The organism is Paraburkholderia sp. BR10937 (genome assembly GCF_040965695.1).
In the GTDB taxonomy this organism is placed as follows: Bacteria; Pseudomonadota; Gammaproteobacteria; order Burkholderiales; family Burkholderiaceae; genus Paraburkholderia.
Window position 1 is genome coordinate 67,742 of record NZ_JBFRCL010000020.1, and the last position, 15,674, is coordinate 83,415.

At 65.3% G+C, this 15,674-nt stretch carries 11 protein-coding genes and 1 pseudogene; 3 read left to right on the forward strand and 9 right to left on the reverse strand.

What is annotated here, in order from left to right:
• Nucleotides 1-140: 140 nt before the first annotated feature.
• From AB4Y44_RS18150 to AB4Y44_RS18180, 7 genes are all read right to left on the reverse strand, one after another.
• On the reverse strand, nucleotides 141-638 hold the full coding sequence (locus AB4Y44_RS18150) for a dihydroneopterin aldolase (protein ID WP_342923488.1): 498 nt from the start codon (nucleotides 636-638) through the stop codon (nucleotides 141-143).
• Nucleotides 635-1,270 carry a sarcosine oxidase subunit gamma gene (locus tag AB4Y44_RS18155; protein WP_342923487.1) on the reverse strand — a complete coding sequence of 212 codons (636 nt, stop codon included), beginning with the start codon at nucleotides 1,268-1,270 and terminating at the stop codon, nucleotides 635-637. Before AB4Y44_RS18155 ends, AB4Y44_RS18150 begins: the two co-directional genes overlap by 4 nt.
• Nucleotides 1,260-4,268: a sarcosine oxidase subunit alpha family protein gene (locus AB4Y44_RS18160; protein ID WP_368700445.1), complete on the reverse strand. Its 3,009-nt coding sequence runs from the start codon at nucleotides 4,266-4,268 to the stop codon at nucleotides 1,260-1,262. The genes AB4Y44_RS18155 and AB4Y44_RS18160 overlap by 11 nt, the downstream gene beginning before the upstream one ends.
• Nucleotides 4,265-4,567 carry a sarcosine oxidase subunit delta gene (locus AB4Y44_RS18165; protein ID WP_342923485.1) on the reverse strand — a complete coding sequence of 101 codons (303 nt, stop codon included), beginning with the start codon at nucleotides 4,565-4,567 and terminating at the stop codon, nucleotides 4,265-4,267. Before AB4Y44_RS18165 ends, AB4Y44_RS18160 begins: the two co-directional genes overlap by 4 nt.
• 15 nt (nucleotides 4,568-4,582) lie before the next feature.
• Nucleotides 4,583-5,827 carry a sarcosine oxidase subunit beta family protein gene (locus AB4Y44_RS18170; RefSeq protein WP_042260300.1) on the reverse strand — a complete coding sequence of 415 codons (1,245 nt, stop codon included), beginning with the start codon at nucleotides 5,825-5,827 and terminating at the stop codon, nucleotides 4,583-4,585.
• Nucleotides 5,828-5,865: 38 nt separating this feature from the next.
• Entirely contained in the window at nucleotides 5,866-7,251 is a 1,386-nt protein-coding gene (locus tag AB4Y44_RS18175; protein WP_342923484.1) for an L-serine ammonia-lyase, read from the reverse strand.
• A gap of 203 nt (nucleotides 7,252-7,454) precedes the next feature.
• The gene (locus tag AB4Y44_RS18180; protein WP_342923483.1) at nucleotides 7,455-8,597 is read right to left on the reverse strand and encodes a porin; all 1,143 of its coding nucleotides are present in this window, start codon (nucleotides 8,595-8,597) and stop codon (nucleotides 7,455-7,457) included.
• A gap of 346 nt (nucleotides 8,598-8,943) precedes the next feature.
• Between AB4Y44_RS18180 and betI the strand changes: the two genes are divergently transcribed.
• The 3 genes from betI to betA are packed head-to-tail and all read left to right on the forward strand — an operon-like array spanning nucleotide 8,944 to nucleotide 12,791.
• Nucleotides 8,944-9,558 (forward strand): transcriptional regulator BetI, encoded by a 615-nt coding sequence (gene betI, locus AB4Y44_RS18185; protein ID WP_342923482.1) that lies wholly within the window; start codon nucleotides 8,944-8,946, stop codon nucleotides 9,556-9,558.
• Between the two features lie 18 nt (nucleotides 9,559-9,576).
• Nucleotides 9,577-11,046 (forward strand): betaine-aldehyde dehydrogenase, encoded by a 1,470-nt coding sequence (gene betB / locus AB4Y44_RS18190; RefSeq protein WP_368700446.1) that lies wholly within the window; start codon nucleotides 9,577-9,579, stop codon nucleotides 11,044-11,046.
• A gap of 11 nt (nucleotides 11,047-11,057) precedes the next feature.
• Complete coding sequence (gene betA, locus AB4Y44_RS18195) at nucleotides 11,058-12,791, forward strand: choline dehydrogenase (RefSeq protein WP_368700447.1); 1,734 nt, start codon at nucleotides 11,058-11,060, stop codon at nucleotides 12,789-12,791.
• A 184-nt stretch (nucleotides 12,792-12,975) separates the two neighbouring features.
• Here betA and AB4Y44_RS18200 read toward each other — a convergent pair.
• Together AB4Y44_RS18200 and AB4Y44_RS18205 are read right to left on the reverse strand one after the other, a co-directional pair.
• Nucleotides 12,976-14,547 (reverse strand): annotated as a pseudogene (locus AB4Y44_RS18200) (APC family permease); the annotation flags it as partial.
• 174 nt (nucleotides 14,548-14,721) lie between these two features.
• Nucleotides 14,722-15,672, reverse strand: coding sequence for a choline ABC transporter substrate-binding protein (locus tag AB4Y44_RS18205; protein ID WP_368700448.1), 951 nt, complete (start codon nucleotides 15,670-15,672; stop codon nucleotides 14,722-14,724).
• Between the last annotated feature and the right edge of the window lie 2 nt (nucleotides 15,673-15,674).

Below are 15,674 nucleotides of genomic sequence, written 5' to 3' on the forward strand. Positions count from 1 at the left end.
GCTTACCAGATGGCGTCACCTCGTGCAGACTCCGCGCAAGGTAACGATGCTTCGAGCGTAGCCTGCCCGCCGCATACGACGATGTACAAAAAGCGACGCGCCCTTGCTTTGTGCCGACATCGGGCTACGCGTCTCGCCTGCTACGGCTGCCCGCCGCTCTCAGCCCGTATCCATTGCCGATAGTCGGCGCGCGTCCAGTCGAGCCCCACGCCCACGCGCCGCGTGCCCGGCCGGATCTTCGGCTTGTGCACCGCGAGCCTGAGCGTTTCCAGCGCGGGCCATTCGCGAAACGAAAACGCCGCCATGTCCGCCACCAGCGTTTCGAGCAGCCGCGTGTGCGGCTTGCGCCCGAGAAAGTCGGCAAGGCGCGTGCAGTAGCCGTCGTAGTCGATCCAGTCGCCCGCTTCACCCGTCGCGTTCTTCTCGTGCGGCATGCAGCGATAGCCGAGCTGCGCGTCGATCACGAGTGGCTGCGGGGAACCGTGCTCGTGCGGATAGATGCCGATGCGCGCCGGCACGCTCAACGCTTCGACGAATACGCTCCAGCCGCGCCCGCGCGGCTCGTCGTGAGCGCCGAGCGCACCGATTGCGCCCAGCGCGCCGAGCGCCGGCTCGAACGCTGCATCGACGATCTTCATGGCGCGACCGACGCCGCGGCGTCGACCATGATGCGGCAGAAATAATCGGCGAAGCTGCGGCGCACGACGATTTCGAAGCGGTCGTCGCCCGTGGGAATCAGCACGATCGAAGCCTTGAAGTACACGCTCTGCGCGCATTGACCCGGCTTGAAGAGGCGCGGATGCAGGTCGAGCGGGCAGCCGCGCGAGAGCACGTCGCGCGCTCGCGTGCCCTCGATCTCGATCACCGTATTGCCGCTGCCGATGTCCACGGCCGCCGCGTAGGCGTCGCCGAGCACGGCGGTCAGCTTCGCTTCGAGCATGCCGGTTTGCACAGGCGCGAGCGAGCGCACGAGCCATTCGTCGGGTCCGAGCCAGAGCACGTCGTAATGCTCGCTGCGCGCGATGGTGTTCGGCGCGGCAGGCGGCTCGCAGCCCACCACGCTGGCGAACGCCGCGACGAACGCCGGGTCGCTCAATTCGCCGCGCACGTTCACGAGGTCGCGGAACGGCAGCTCGCGCATGGCGAACGCTTTCGAGGCGCGTCCCTCCTGCGCCTTGACCAGATCCGCTGCGCCTACGAGCGGCGACTCCAGGCGCACGCCGACGACGCGCTCCGCGACCGGCAGGGGGTCTTTCGTTTCATTCAACATGCTGACGCACTCCTTCCGTGTCGTAGAAAATCGGGCTCGCGATCTGCGCGCTCACGCGCCGGCCATCGGCCATGGGTATCACCACGCGCTCGCCCATCTTGTTCAAGCCGCCCTTCACGACCGCGAGCGCGATGGAGCGCTGCAGGATCGGGCTGTAATAGCTCGACGTCACGTGGCCGATCATCGGCGTCGTGCCGTCGGACCGCACTTGCGCATCGGGCGCGATGATCTGGCCGCCTTCGGGCAGCACGTATTGCGCGTCGTCGGTCAGCAGTCCGACGAACTGCTTGCGGTTTTCCTTCGCCGTGTCCGAGCGCTTGAGCGAGCGGCGGCCGAGGAAGTCCTTCGTCTGCGAGACGAGACCGCCCATGCCGAGGTCGAAAGGCGTGACCGAGCCGTCGGTGTCCTGGCCCACGATGATGTAGCCCTTCTCGGCGCGCAGCACGTGCATCGTTTCCGTGCCGTACGGCGTGATGTCGAACTCGGCGCCGGCCTCCATCAGCGCATCCCAGACGGCGCGGCCTGCATTGGCCGGCACGTTCACTTCATAGGCCAGCTCGCCCGAGAAGCTGATGCGCATGACGCGCGACTTCACGCCCGCGACGGTGCCGTTGCGATACGACATGAACGGGAACGCGGCGTTGTCGAAGTCGATGTCCTTGCACACCTTCTGCAGCACCTTGCGGCTCTTCGGGCCGACCACGGCGAACGTCGCCCAGTGGTCGGTGACGGAAGCCAGACGCACCTTCATGTCGGGCCACTCGGTCTGCAGCCAGCGTTCGAGCCACGTGAGCACGCGCGCCGCGCCACCCGTAGTGGTCGTCATCATGTAGTGCCGCTCGCCGAGGCGCACTGTCACGCCGTCGTCGAACACCATGCCGTTTTCGTCGAGCATCAGGCCATAACGGCACTTGCCCACTTCGAGCTTGAGCCACGGGTTCGTATAGACCCAGTTGAGCAGCTTCGCGGCGTCGGGCCCCTGGATGTCGATCTTGCCCAGCGTGGAAGCATCGAGAATACCGACGCTGTTGCGCACCGCAAGACACTCGCGCTTCACGGCCGCGTGCAGATTCTCCCCGCTCTTCGGGTAGTACCACGGGCGCTTCCAGTTGCCCACGTCCTCGAACTCTGCGCCATGCTGCACGTGCCACTCGTGAATGCAGGTCTTGCGGATCGGGTCGAGCATGTCGCCCAGTTCGCGCCCCGCGAACGCGCCGAACGTGACGGGCGTGTAGTTCGGGCGGAACGTCGTCGTGCCCGTTTCGGGAATCGTCTTGCCGAGCGCGCTCGCGAGAATCGCCATGCCGTTGATATTGCCGAGCTTGCCCTGGTCGGTGCCGAAGCCCATGGCCGTGTAGCGCTTCACGTGCTCGACCGATTCGAAGCCTTCGCGCGCGGCGAGCAGAATGTCCGCTGCCGAAACGTCGTTCTGGAAGTCGACGAATTGCTTTGGCCCGCGCGCCGCATCCTTGCGGCTGCCCACGAGCCACAGCGCCTGCAGCGGCGTTTCTTCGACCTCGGCCGCCTTGGGCACCGCAGGCCGCTTGAGCGGAAAGCCGAGCGACTTCACCGCGTCGATGCCGCCGTCCACGCCCTGCGTGAGCGCGCGGGCCAGGCCGAATTCGCCCACTGCCGCGCCAACGCTCACTTCCTCCTGCACGCGCTTGCCCGGCATGAAGCACGCCTTCGCGTCGCTCCAGTGCGCCTTGCCGCCCGACTGCGCGAAGAGGTGCAGTACCGGGCTGAAGCCGCCCGACACGGCAACGAGATCGCATGGGAGCGTGGTCTGCTGCGCGCCGGCTTGCCCGTTCGTGTAGCCCACCACGTCGACTGAACTCACGCGCTGCTTGCCGTGCGCACAGTTGATCGCCGCGTTGTACATCACCTTCACGCCCTGGCGGCGCGCGGCGGCTTGCAACGCGCCGTTGCCCTGCGTGCGCGCATCGACGACCGTGACGGTCGCGCCGCATGCCTTGAGGTCGAGCGCACAACGGTAGCCCGCGTCGTTGTTCGTGAACACGACCGCATTGCGGCCCGGCAGCACGCCATAGCGATGGATATACGTCGATACCGCCGAGGCCAGCATGATGCCCGGCAGATCGTTGTTGCCGAACACGATGGGACGCTCGTGCGCACCCGTCGCGAGAATCACGCGCCTGGCGCGGATTTTCCACAACAGCTCGCGCGTGCCCTGGCGCGTGGACACCGGCAGATGCTCCGTCAAACGCTGCGTCACGGTCACGAGATTGTGATCCTGATAGCCGAACGCCGTGCTGCGCGACAGGATCTTCACGTCGGGCATCTGCTTGAGTTCGGCTTCGATCTTCTCGACCCACTGGAGCGCGGAACGGCCATCGATATCGGCCTTGCACGACAACAGGCTGCCGCCCAGTTCGCGCTGGTCGTCCACCAGAATCACGCGTGCGCCGCTTGCGCCCGCCGTATGCGCCGCCGCGAGGCCGGCCGGGCCGCCGCCGACCACGAGGACGTCACAATGCGCGAAGCATTTGTCGTAGCGATCGGCGTCGCGCACTTCGGGCGCCTTGCCGAGACCGGCGGCGTCGCGAATCTTTTCCTCGTACTTCGGCCACCATTTGCGCGGCCACATGAAGGTCTTGTAGTAGAAGCCCGCCGGCAGAAAGCGCGAGAACTTCTGGTTGATCGCCATGCGATCGTTCTCGAGGCTAGGCTCGGCGTTCACGCTCGTCGCCACGAGCCCCTGGTACAGTTCGACTTCGGTCGCACGCGCATTGGGCACCGTATACGCGCCGCGCTCGAGTTGCACGATGGCGTTCGGCTCGGCCACGTCGGCCGTCATGATGCCGCGCGGGCGATGGTACTTGAAGCTGCGCGCGACGAAATGCACGTCGTTGGCGAGCAGCGCCGAGGCGAGCGTGTCGCCCTGAAAGCCCTGATACGTGCGGCCGTTGAACGTGAAGTTCAGCGGAATCGCGCGGTTCACGCGCCCACCGGCGCCGAGGCGGTTTTTCTGGCTCATCGCTGCGTGCTCCCTTGCTTGTTGCCTTGCGCTTCATTTGCCGCGCCGAAGGTCTCGTAACTCTGAATCTCGTAGGTGACGGTGTCGCGCGTCGCCTTGAACCAGCGGCGGCAGCCCTGCGCGTGCAGCCACTGCTCCTTGTGCACGCCGCGCGGGTTGTGACGCATGAAGAGGTAGTCGCCCCACTCCTTGTCGGTGAGCTTGTCGGTCTCGAGCGGACGCGCGATTTCGGCTTCGCCGCCGCACGTAAACTCGACTTCGGCGCGGGGACCGCACCACGGGCATTCGATCAGCAACATGTTGTGGTCTCCTCGTTAATGGGCGACAGCGGCCGCGCCGTGTTCGTCGATCAGGTGGCCGGTATAGAAGCGGTCCAGCGAGAACGGCGCATTGAGCGGATGCGGCTCGTCCTTCGCAATGGTGTGCGCGAACACCCAGCCCGAGCCCGGCGTCGCCTTGAAGCCGCCGGTGCCCCAGCCGCAGTTGAAATAGAGACCCTTCACATCGGTCTTGCTGATGATCGGGCAGGCGTCCGGTGAAACGTCGACGATGCCGCCCCACTGCCGGTTCATGCGTACGCGCGAGAACACCGGGAACATTTCGACGATGGCCTGCAGCGTGCCCTCGATGATGTGGAAGCTGCCGCGCTGGCCAAAACCGGTGTACTGATCCACGCCCGCGCCGATCACGAGATCGCCCTTGTCGGACTGGCTGATATAGGCGTGCACCGCGTTCGACATGATCACGGTGTTCACCACCGGCTTGATCGGCTCCGACACCAGCGCCTGCAGCGGGTGGCTTTCCAGCGGCAGGCGCACGCCGGCCATGTCCGCGAGCGTCGTGGTGTTGCCCGCCGCCACCACGGCGACCTTCTTCGCCTTGATGAAACCCTTCGACGTATCCACACCGGTCACGCGCGCGCCGTCGCGGCGAATGCCCGTCACCTGGCAGTTCTGGATGATGTCCACGCCGTGCTGGTCCGCGCCGCGCGCGAAGCCCCACGCCACGGCGTCGTGGCGCGCCACGCCCGCGCGGCGCTGGATCGAAGCGCCCAGCACGGGGTAGCGGCTGTTCAGGTTGATGGTCGGCTCGATTTCCTTGATCTGCTCGGGCGTGAGGAACTCGGCGTCCACGCCGTTCAGGCGGTTCGCATTCACGCGGCGCTCGGTATCGCGCACGTCCTGCAGCGTATGCGCGAGGTTCATCACGCCGCGCTGGCTGAACATCACGTTGTAGTTGAGGTCCTGCGAGAGCCCTTCCCAAAGCTTCATCGCTTTCTCATAGAGCGCCGCCGATTCGTCCCACAGATAGTTCGAGCGCACGATGGTCGTGTTGCGCGCCGTATTGCCGCCGCCGATCCAGCCTTTCTCCAGAATCGCGACGTTCTTCACGCCGTGCTCCTTCGCGAGGTAATAGGCCGTTGCGAGACCATGCCCGCCGCCGCCGACGATCACCACGTCGTACTCCTTCTTCGGCTCCGGGCTTCTCCACTGCCGCTCCCAGTTCTCGTGATACGACAACCCGTTGCGGAACAGACTGAATATCGAATAGCGGCTCATCTCGCAGACCCCTTGTTGCGCGTTACCATTAGCTTCAGTTAGCACTCGATGACGTTCACGGCGAGACCACCGCGCGACGTCTCCTTGTATTTCGTCTTCATGTCGGCACCCGTTTCGCGCATCGTCTTGATGACGTTGTCGAGCGTGACGTAATGCTCGCCGTTGCCCTTGAGCGCCATGCGCGCGGCATTGATCGCCTTGATCGCGCCCATGGCGTTGCGCTCGATGCACGGAATCTGCACGAGGCCGCCCACGGGGTCGCAGGTCATGCCGAGGTTATGCTCCATGCCGATTTCGGCGGCGTTTTCCACCTGGCGCGGCGTGCCGCCCATGACGGCAGCGAGCGCGGCAGCGGCCATCGAGCACGCCACGCCCACTTCGCCCTGGCAGCCCACTTCCGCGCCCGAAATCGACGCCGTTTCCTTGTAGATGATGCCGATGGCCGCGGCCGTGAGCAGGAAGTTGGCAATGCCGTCTTCGTTTGCGCCCGCTACGAACTTCACGTAGTAGTGCAGCACCGCGGGAATCACGCCCGCCGCGCCGTTCGTGGGCGCCGTGACGACGCGCCCGCCTGCCGCGTTCTCTTCGTTCACGGCCATGGCGTAGAGATTGACCCAGTCGAGCATGGAAAGCGGATCGCGCAGCGACTCCTCGGAGCGCGAACGCAGATGCACCGAGAGATCGGCGGCACGGCGCTTCACCTGCATCGGGCCGGGTAATTCGCCATGCATCTTGCAGCCGCGCTCCACGCAGGCGGCCATCGCGTGCCAGATCGCGAGCAGCCCTTCGCGCACGTCTTCCGGCGAGCGTGCCGCGCACTCGTTCGCGAGGGTGACTTCGGCGATCGAGCGGCCGCTTTCCTTGCACACGCGCAGCAGGTCGTCGCCGGTGCGGAACGGATACGGCACCTCGCGCCCGCTGCGCACGCCGTTCACGCGGTCGCCGTCGCGGTTCACGACAAAGCCGCCGCCCACCGAGTAGTACTCTTTCTCGACGAGCAACTGCCCGTTTTCGTCGAAGGCCTGAAAACGCATGCCGTTGGAGTGCAGCGTGTTTGCGCCGCCCATCGTCTTGCGAAAGAAGCCGATACACTCCTTTTCGTCGAAACGGATGGTCTGCTTGCCGAGCAGCACGAGCGTCTTCTCGCGGCGAATGGCAGCGAGGCGCGGCTCGATCTGGTCGGGATCGACCGAGTCGGGCAAGTTGCCTTCAAGGCCCAGCAGCACAGCCTTGTCGGTGCCGTGGCCCTTGCCCGTCGCGCCGAGCGAGCCGTACAGCTCGACTTTGACGCGGCGCACAAAGGCGAGCAGATTGGCGTCCTCGACATGCGACGCGAAGCGGCACGCAGCGACCATCGGGCCGACGGTATGCGAGCTGGACGGACCGATCCCGATCTTGAACAGGTCGAAAACGCTGACGTTCATCTGACTTCCCTTCGCGCTGAGCGCATGGATGAGCTTGGGTGCAAGTAGACCAAAGAGGCCGTGGCAGCCGATAGAACAAAAACGCCATCGCCGTTGGACGGCCTCGCCAGTCGGGGCTGCGGGCGACTCTGGCGGACGATTCGCCAGGGTTTTACCGCGGGTTTTCCCGATGTTTTGCTGTGGAAAAGTACCCGCATGTCCGCTCAGAACTGATGACGCAAGCCAATGCGCACGTCGGCCTGGGTGGTGGTGGAAGACGGCGTGAAGCTATAGCCGATCACCGCGTCCACACCCTGCGAGGCCTTGAGCCAGTCGCCTGAGATGTACACGTCCGTGCGCTTCGAAAGCAGGTAATGCATCCCCGCCGAAAGCTGGTTCCAGTGGTGGCCATCGAAGTGGGTGTACTGGTAGCCGCCCGCCACGCTCAACGCGGGCGTCACCTGCCAGTTGGCGCCGCCTTCGCCCACCTGCATGTGCTCGCTCTCGCCGAATGCCTTGATCTGCGTGTACGTGAAAGCGCCCATGAGCGTGACGTCGCCGATGGCGTAGCTCGCGCCCGCGCCGAAGGTGGCCTGCTTGTCCACGGGGAACGGCGTCTCCGAGTAGAGCGAGCTGACTGCGCCCGTGGCCGGATCGACGCTCACGGTCGGCCTGCCAAAGAACGTGCGCACGCCGATCATGTTGTACGGGTCGAACGCGTAGATGCCCGATGGGTTGTTCAGCTGCGTGTACGCGGTGCCCATCGCGAACGGGCCGTTCTGGTACTGCGCGCCCACGCTCCAGGCGCTGCCGGTGTGGAAGTCGCCGGGCGTGTTGCTGAACGAGTACATGCCGCCGAACTGGAATCCGCCGAACGTGTTCGACATGAACTTCACGGCGTTCGGCAGATGGTCGCCGTTCATGCGGTCGAAGTCGCCCTGGTTGATTGCGTAGCCGCTCGCCCACGCCGTGACGTTGTAGAGGTAGACGAACTCCTGCGTCATGTCGGCCTGATTGCCGAACGTGAGTGTGCCCCAATCGTTCTGGAGTCCGACATAAGCGAGACGACCGAAAAGCGAGCCGCCGTTGGCAATCTGTCCGTTGCCGAGGCGAAAGCCGCTCTCCAACTGGAACACGGCCTTCAACCCGCCGCCGAGATCCTCTGTGCCCTTGAGGCCCCAGCGGTTCGCCTGCGCAATGCCATCGTCGAATTTCACTTGATGCGAGCCACCCGCATTGCTCACGTAGGTCACGCCGGCGTCGATGATCCCGTACAGGGTGACGCTGCTTTGGGCATGGCTTGCGGTCGAGACAGCGCTCAATGTCACCGCGATGCCGCTCAGTGCCACCGCATTCAGTTTTCTCATGGTGTCGGGTCTCTCTGGTCTGGCGATACAGGTTGTCGGGCCGCGCCGGCAACGCGTGGCGGCTTGCGCGGTGGATCAAAACGTACAAGTCCAAATCTCGCCCGACTTGCGCAGACACGACACGCGCTGGCGCTAACGCGACACGCCAGCGGTAGAAATACCCCTGTAAAACAGGCGCAATCCGTTATCTGGCGGGCCTCGAGAGGGGTTCCGGCGACGCGATCATCGGTAATCCGACGCGGACTTTGTAAAATCCGCCGATCCCGCCATTTCTACGTTTTTATTGATTGAACATTCAATAAAAAATACCTAGAGTGGAAACCTCCCCGAATCGCCCGGAATCACCATGCCCAAGATCGGAATGCGCGACGTGCGCCGCGCGCAACTCATCGACGCCACCCTGCAATCGATCGACGAGTCGGGTCTTTCCGGCACGACGCTCGCGACCGTCGCACAGCACGCGAAGATTTCGACTGGCATCGTCAGTCACTATTTCGGCGGCAAGGACGGCCTGCTCGAAGCCACCATGCGCCACGTGCTGCACGACCTCTGGGAGGCCACGGTGCGGCGTCGCCTCGCCGCGAAAGACGAGCCGCGTGCGCGCTTGCGCGCCATCGTCGCGGCCAATTTCGACGTCTCGCAGGTGAACGCACCCGTCATGAAGACGTGGCTCGCGTTCTGGGCCGAGAGCATGCATCAGCCCGCGCTGCGCCGGCTGCAGCGCGTCAACACGCGACGGCTCCACTCGAACCTCTGCGCGGAGTTCGAGAAGGTGTTGCCGGCCGCTACGGCCCGGCGCGCCGCAAGCGGACTCGCTGCGTTGATCGACGGCCTCTGGCTGCGCGGCGCGCTCACGGGCGAGCCGTTCGACACGAAGGCCGCGCTGCGCGTGGCCAACGACTACATCGACCTGCAACTCGAGGCGCGCGCGAAGCCGCGCTCGGGCAAGTCAGGCAAATAACCCGGCCCGGAGCCAACGATGTCCCTCTTTCCCCTGCAACGCCTCTTCATCGACGGCGACTACAGCGACGCCACCAGCGGCGAAACGTTCGACACCTACGATCCCGCCACCTGCGCCAAGCTCGCCACGGTGCAGCACGCGAGCGCCGCCGATATCGACCGCGCCGTGCAGTCGGCCCGCAACGGCCAGCGCGTCTGGGCCGCCATGCCGTCCATGCAGCGCTCGCGCGTGCTGCGGCGCGCGGTCGAACTGCTGCGCGAGCGAAACGACGAACTCGCGGCACTCGAAACCAGCGACACGGGCAAACCGATCGCCGAAACGCGCAGCGTGGACATCGCCACCGGCGCCGACGTGATCGAGTACTACGCGGGCCTCGCGCCCGCGCTCGAAGGCCAGCAGATTCCGCTGCGCGAAAGCTCGTTCGTCTACACGCGGCGCGAGCCACTGGGCGTCACGGCGGGCATCGGCGCATGGAACTATCCGCTACAGATCGCCTGCTGGAAATCGGCGCCCGCGCTCGCCGCCGGCAACGCGATGATCTTCAAGCCGAGCGAGATCACTCCGCTTTCGGCCTCGAAGCTCGCCGAGATCTATATCGAGGCCGGCGTGCCGCCCGGCGTGTTCAACGTGGTCCATGGCGACGGCCGCGTGGGCGCCATGCTGAGCGTGCATCCCGGCATCGAGAAAATTTCGTTCACTGGCGGCGTCGAAACGGGCAAGAAGGTCATGGCGGCCGCGGGCGGCTCCACGCTCAAGGAAGTCACGATGGAGCTGGGCGGCAAGTCGCCGCTCATCGTCTTCGAAGACGCCGACCTCGAGCGCGCCGCCGATATCGCCGTGACCGCCAACTTCTTCAGCGCCGGCCAGGTATGCACCAACGGCACGCGCGTGTTTGTCCATCAATCGGTGATTGGCGAGTTCGAGGCGCGCGTACTCGAACGCGTGCAGCGCATCCGCGTAGGCAATCCTACCGACCCCGCCACCAACTTCGGGCCGCTCGCCAGCTCCGCGCAGCTCGACAAGGTGCTCGGCTATATCGAGAGCGGCAAGCGCGAAGGCGCGCGGCTGCTCGCGGGCGGCGCGCGCCTCACGCAGGGCGACTTCGCGCGCGGCCAGTACGTGCAGCCCACGGTGTTCTCCGGTTGCCGCGACGACATGCGCATCGTGCAGGAGGAGATCTTCGGGCCGGTGATGAGCATTCTCGCCTTCGCCAACGAAGCCGAAGTGATCGCACGCGCCAACGAATCGCTTTACGGCCTGGCCGCCGGCGTCGTGACCGAAAGCCTCTCTCGCGCGCACCGCGTGATTCATCGGCTCGAAGCCGGCATCTGCTGGATCAACACGTGGGGCGAGTCGCCCGCCGAAATGCCCGTGGGCGGCTACAAGCAGTCGGGCGTGGGCCGCGAAAACGGCATCACCACGCTCGAGCACTACACGCGCCTCAAATCCGTCCAGGTGGAACTGGGACCGTATCAGCCCGTTTTCTGAGGGAGTCCTGCATGGCAGCGCAAGAGTACGACTACATCATCATCGGCGCGGGATCGGCGGGCAACGTGCTTGCCGCGCGCCTCACCGAGGACCGCGACGCGACGGTGCTGCTGCTCGAAGCGGGCGGTCCCGACTACCGCTTCGATTTCCGCACGCAGATGCCCGCGGCGCTCGCCTACCCGTTGCAGGGCCGCCGCTACAACTGGGCCTACGAAACCGATCCCGAGCCGCATATGAACAACCGGCGCATGGAATGCGGGCGCGGCAAGGGGCTCGGCGGATCGTCGCTCATCAACGGCATGTGCTATATCCGCGGGAATGCGCTCGACTACGACGGCTGGGCCGAGCGCAAAGGGCTCGAGAACTGGAGCTATCTGGACTGCTTGCCGTATTTCCGCAAGGCCGAAACGCGTGACGTCGGCGCGAACGACTATCACGGCGGCGAAGGTCCTGTTCACGTGACGACGAGCAAGCCGGGCGTGAACCCGCTCTTCGAGGCGATGATCGAGGCGGGCGTGCAGGCGGGCTATGCGCGCACCGACGACCTGAACGGCTACCGCCAGGAAGGCTTCGGGCCGATGGACCGCACCGTGACGGCCAAAGGCCGGCGCGCGAGCACCGCACGCGGCTATCTGGATCAGGCAAAGCATCGGCCCAACATCGACATCGTCACGCATGCGGTGACGGACCGCGTTCTGTTCAGCGGCAAGCGGGCGTGTGGCGTCGTCTTTCTCGACGGGCCCGCGCGCGTGACCCGCTACGCGCGCCGCGAAGTGCTGCTGTGTGCGGGCGCGATCGCCTCGCCGCAGATCCTGCAGCGCTCGGGCGTCGGTCCCGGTGCATGGCTGCGCGAGCTCGACATTCCCGTTGTGCTCGATCTGCCGGGCGTCGGGCAGAATCTTCAGGACCACCTGGAAATGTACATGCAGTACGAGTGCAAGGAGCCGGTTTCGCTTTACCCTGCACTCCTCATGCGCAATCAACCGGCTATTGGCCTTGAATGGATGCTGCGCGGCACCGGCATTGGCGCGAGCAATCATTTCGAGGCGGGCGGCTTCATTCGCACGCGCGACGACGATCCGTGGCCGAACCTTCAGTATCACTTCCTGCCCGTTGCGATCAACTACAACGGCAGCAATGCGATCAAGATGCATGGCTTCCAGGCGCACGTGGGCTCGATGCGCTCGCCGAGCCGCGGGCGCGTCAAACTGCGCTCGCGCGACCCTCGTCAGCATCCGTCGATCCTCTTCAACTACATGGCCGAAGCGCTCGACTGGCGCGAGTTCCGCGACGCGATCCGCATCACGCGCGAAATCATTGCGCAGCCCGCGCTCGACCGGTTTCGCGGCAGCGAACTGAACCCCGGCGCGGCGCTCAAGAGCGACGCCGAGATCGATGCGTTCGTGCGCAACCGCGCGGAAACCGCCTATCACCCGTCGTGTTCGTGTGCGATGGGCTACGACGACATGGCCGTGGTGGACGGCGAAGGCCGCGTGCATGGACTCGACGGCCTGCGGGTGGTGGACGCGTCGATCATGCCGCGCATCACCACCGGCAACCTCAATGCGCCGACCATCATGATCGCGGAAAAGATCGCGGATCGCATCCGCGGGCGCGAGGCGCTTGCGCGATCGCACGCGCCGTATTTCGTGGCGAACGGCGCGCCGGCACGGGGGGCGGGCTCACCCGCGGCGGACGCCACGTCGCGCAGGGAGAAAATACGCGCGCATAGCGTGACGCTTTAAGCAACGGTGATGGGCCAGAGTCGGCGCGCGATGAGTTGCGCGCCGACTCTGGCTTTTTCTTCGGGTTCGTCGCGCATTCAGCGCGTGATCGGTCCAGCAACAAGCACAGCAACAGTCACAGCAAAAAAAACGCGGCACCACGCGAGCAACCCGCCCGCACGATGCCGCCAACACTGAAGCCAACTCAGACCGACGCGGCCAGCCAATGCGAAACCGCAATCGTCAGCGCGGCCGCAACGAGCGCACCATAAGGCGCGAGGTTCAACCACCGGCTGCGCACCGGCACGCTCACTTCCATATCGAGCGCGCTGCCCGCCGGAAATCGCCCGCGATCCTGCCAGTAATGGCGGAAAGCAAACACCGGCACGATCAGCAGCATGGCAATGATGCCATCGCGCAGCGTGCCCTCGCCTTGCAGATTCGCGCCTGCGCCCACGAACACGAGGTTCGCATAGCCGCACAGCGCACCGAGCGCGAGCAGCCACGTCGGGCAACGAAACGGACGCGCCCACGCGCCGCGATCCATGCGGTGAATCCAGCCCGACTGAAGGTTGAGGAACACGAACAGCATGTAGCAGACGTTCGAGATCGACAGCACCGTCATATAGTCAGACATCGCGAGCAGGACGAGATTGAAACCCAGATCGGTCCACATCGCCGCCGTCGGCGCGCCGTGCTCGTTCACGCGCGAGAGGTAGCGCGGCAGCCAGCCGTCCACCGAAGCCTGATAGAGCGTGCGCGACGAACCCATCATCGACGTCATCACGATCAGCAGGATCGAGAGCATCAGCATCACCACCACGGCGTTGCCCACCCAGGCGCCGCCGCCCACCATCGCGGCCATCGCGGTGCCCACACCGGTACCGTCGCCGATGCGTGGATCGAGCATCATCGCCGTACCCAGCGAGCCCTGAAACGCGAGCGGAACGAGCGTCATCACGACGAGGCAAAGCGCGCCCGACCAGAAGATCGCCCGCGCCGTATCGCGCCGCGGGTCGCGAAACTCGCGCGTATAGCACACCGCCGTTTCGAAGCCGTACGATGCCCATCCCGCCATGAACATCGCGCCCAGCGCCATGACCACGCCCTGCCCGTTCCACGTGCCGAACACGGCCGCGGTGAGATTGCCGTGGGCGTCGTGCCCGAGCGGCAGCAGCGGAAAGAGATGCTTCGCGGGAACATCGCCCGTAACGAAGGGTACGAGCCCGACGATCAGGAGCGGCGTGAGCGACGCGATGCCGAGAATCTTCTGCGTTTTTGCGGCCTTCGAAGCGCCGCTGTGCTGAAGCCGGAATGTGACGAGCAGGAAGGCCGCGGCGATCAGGAACGTCGCGTTGATGCGCAGCGTGAGACCCGGCTTGATGAAGTCCAGGTTGGCGAGCGTCCAGTGCCACTGCAGGATGGCCGCCTCGGGCGCGAACAGCGTGGCGAGCGCGTAGTTCGCGGCGAGTCCGCAGCCGAGCGCCAGCATGGGCGACCATGCGAGCCAGTTACACCACACGGAAACCGGCGCGATCATCTTGCTGTAGCGGACCCAGCCAATTGCTCCGTACACCGAAGCACCGCCCGACTTGTGCGGAAAGAGTCCTGAAATCTCGGCGTAAGTGGCGCTTTGCACGAGGCCCATCGTGATCGATGCGATCCAGATGGCCCAGGCCGGCTGGCCAATGGTCGCGCAAACACCGCCAATCGTGAACAACACGCCCGCGGGCACGCCGCTCGTCACCCAGAACGCGTCTTTCCACGTAAGGCCGCGCTGCAGCCCCTGGCCATGACCGCCTCGTGCGGCGCTCTCCTCTGCGCCATGCGTACCGATTCCTGCTTGCTCCATCTGCCTCCTCCTCTTTTGAACGCTAATCAACCAAAATTGCCGCGCAAATAGGGATGTACCGCAGGGATGTCCGCGGCTCTCACCGCGGACAACGGCGCGTCAATGCACGCCCAGCGAGGCGCGCACGGCAGGCAGGCCCGGCTTGCCGTCCAGCGTGGTCACGCCGGCGAGCCAGTTGTCGAGCACCTGCGGGTTGCTGCGCAGCCAGTCGGCGGCGGCCTTGTTGGGGTCCTCCTTGTTGGCGATCGGCACCATCAAATGGTTCTCGATGGCGGTCGTGAACTGGAGGTTGGAGACGAACTTCGCCACGTTCGGGCAGCGCGCGGCATAGTCGGGCGGTTCCGCGGTCAGCACGCGCGCCGCGCCGTAGTCGGGCCCGAACACCGCATCGCCGCCGGAGAGGTAGTCGATCTTCATCTGCACGTTCATGGGATGCGGCTCCCAGCCGAGGAACACGATCCATTGCTTCTCGCGCACGGCGCGGTTCACCTGTACGAGCATCCCCGCCTCGCTCGATTCGACCAGCTTGAATTTGCCGAGCCCGTACTGGTTCGCGCCGATCATCTTCTGGATCAGCGCGTTGCCGTCGTTGCCGGGTTCGATGCCGTAGATGCGCCCTTGCAGCTTGTCCGCGTATCTGGCGATGTCCTGAAATGATTTCAGGCCGCCCTGGTAGACGTAATCGGGAACGGCAAGCGTATATTTCGCGCCCGTGAGATTGGGCGTCGAGAGCACCTTGATCGAGCCCGACTTCGTGAACGGCTCGATGATCGGGTCCATGGTCGGCGACCAGTAGCCGAGGAACACGTCGATCTGCTTGCTCTTGAGCCCTGCGAACGTGATCGGCACCGAGGCGATCGTCTTGGTCGGCGTATAGCCGAGCGCGCCGAGGATCGTCGACGCCACGCCCGTGGTCGCCGCGATATCGGTCCAGCCCACGTCGGCGAAGCGCACGTCCTTGCACGCGGCGGGATCGGCCGCGTAGGCGCTGGTGCAGAGGATGGCGGCGCACGCGAGCGCGCCTGTCTTAAGCAGGGGGAATCGGCACATCG

What these genes read in the sequence shown, in the direction of transcription:
- AB4Y44_RS18150 (WP_342923488.1), bottom strand. Translation starts at nt 638, where the DNA reads ATGAAGATCGTCGATGCAGCGTTCGAGCCGGCGCTCGGCGCGCTGGGC.
- AB4Y44_RS18155 (WP_342923487.1), bottom strand. Translation starts at nt 1,270, where the DNA reads ATGTTGAATGAAACGAAAGACCCCCTGCCGGTCGCGGAGCGCGTCGTC.
- AB4Y44_RS18160 (WP_368700445.1), bottom strand. Translation starts at nt 4,268, where the DNA reads ATGAGCCAGAAAAACCGCCTCGGCGCCGGTGGGCGCGTGAACCGCGCG.
- AB4Y44_RS18165 (WP_342923485.1), bottom strand. Translation starts at nt 4,567, where the DNA reads ATGTTGCTGATCGAATGCCCGTGGTGCGGTCCCCGCGCCGAAGTCGAG.
- AB4Y44_RS18170 (WP_042260300.1), bottom strand. Translation starts at nt 5,827, where the DNA reads ATGAGCCGCTATTCGATATTCAGTCTGTTCCGCAACGGGTTGTCGTAT.
- AB4Y44_RS18175 (WP_342923484.1), bottom strand. Translation starts at nt 7,251, where the DNA reads ATGAACGTCAGCGTTTTCGACCTGTTCAAGATCGGGATCGGTCCGTCC.
- AB4Y44_RS18180 (WP_342923483.1), bottom strand. Translation starts at nt 8,597, where the DNA reads ATGAGAAAACTGAATGCGGTGGCACTGAGCGGCATCGCGGTGACATTG.
- betI (WP_342923482.1), top strand. Translation starts at nt 8,944, where the DNA reads ATGCCCAAGATCGGAATGCGCGACGTGCGCCGCGCGCAACTCATCGAC.
- betB (WP_368700446.1), top strand. Translation starts at nt 9,577, where the DNA reads ATGTCCCTCTTTCCCCTGCAACGCCTCTTCATCGACGGCGACTACAGC.
- betA (WP_368700447.1), top strand. Translation starts at nt 11,058, where the DNA reads ATGGCAGCGCAAGAGTACGACTACATCATCATCGGCGCGGGATCGGCG.
- AB4Y44_RS18205 (WP_368700448.1), bottom strand. Translation starts at nt 15,672, where the DNA reads ATGTGCCGATTCCCCCTGCTTAAGACAGGCGCGCTCGCGTGCGCCGCC.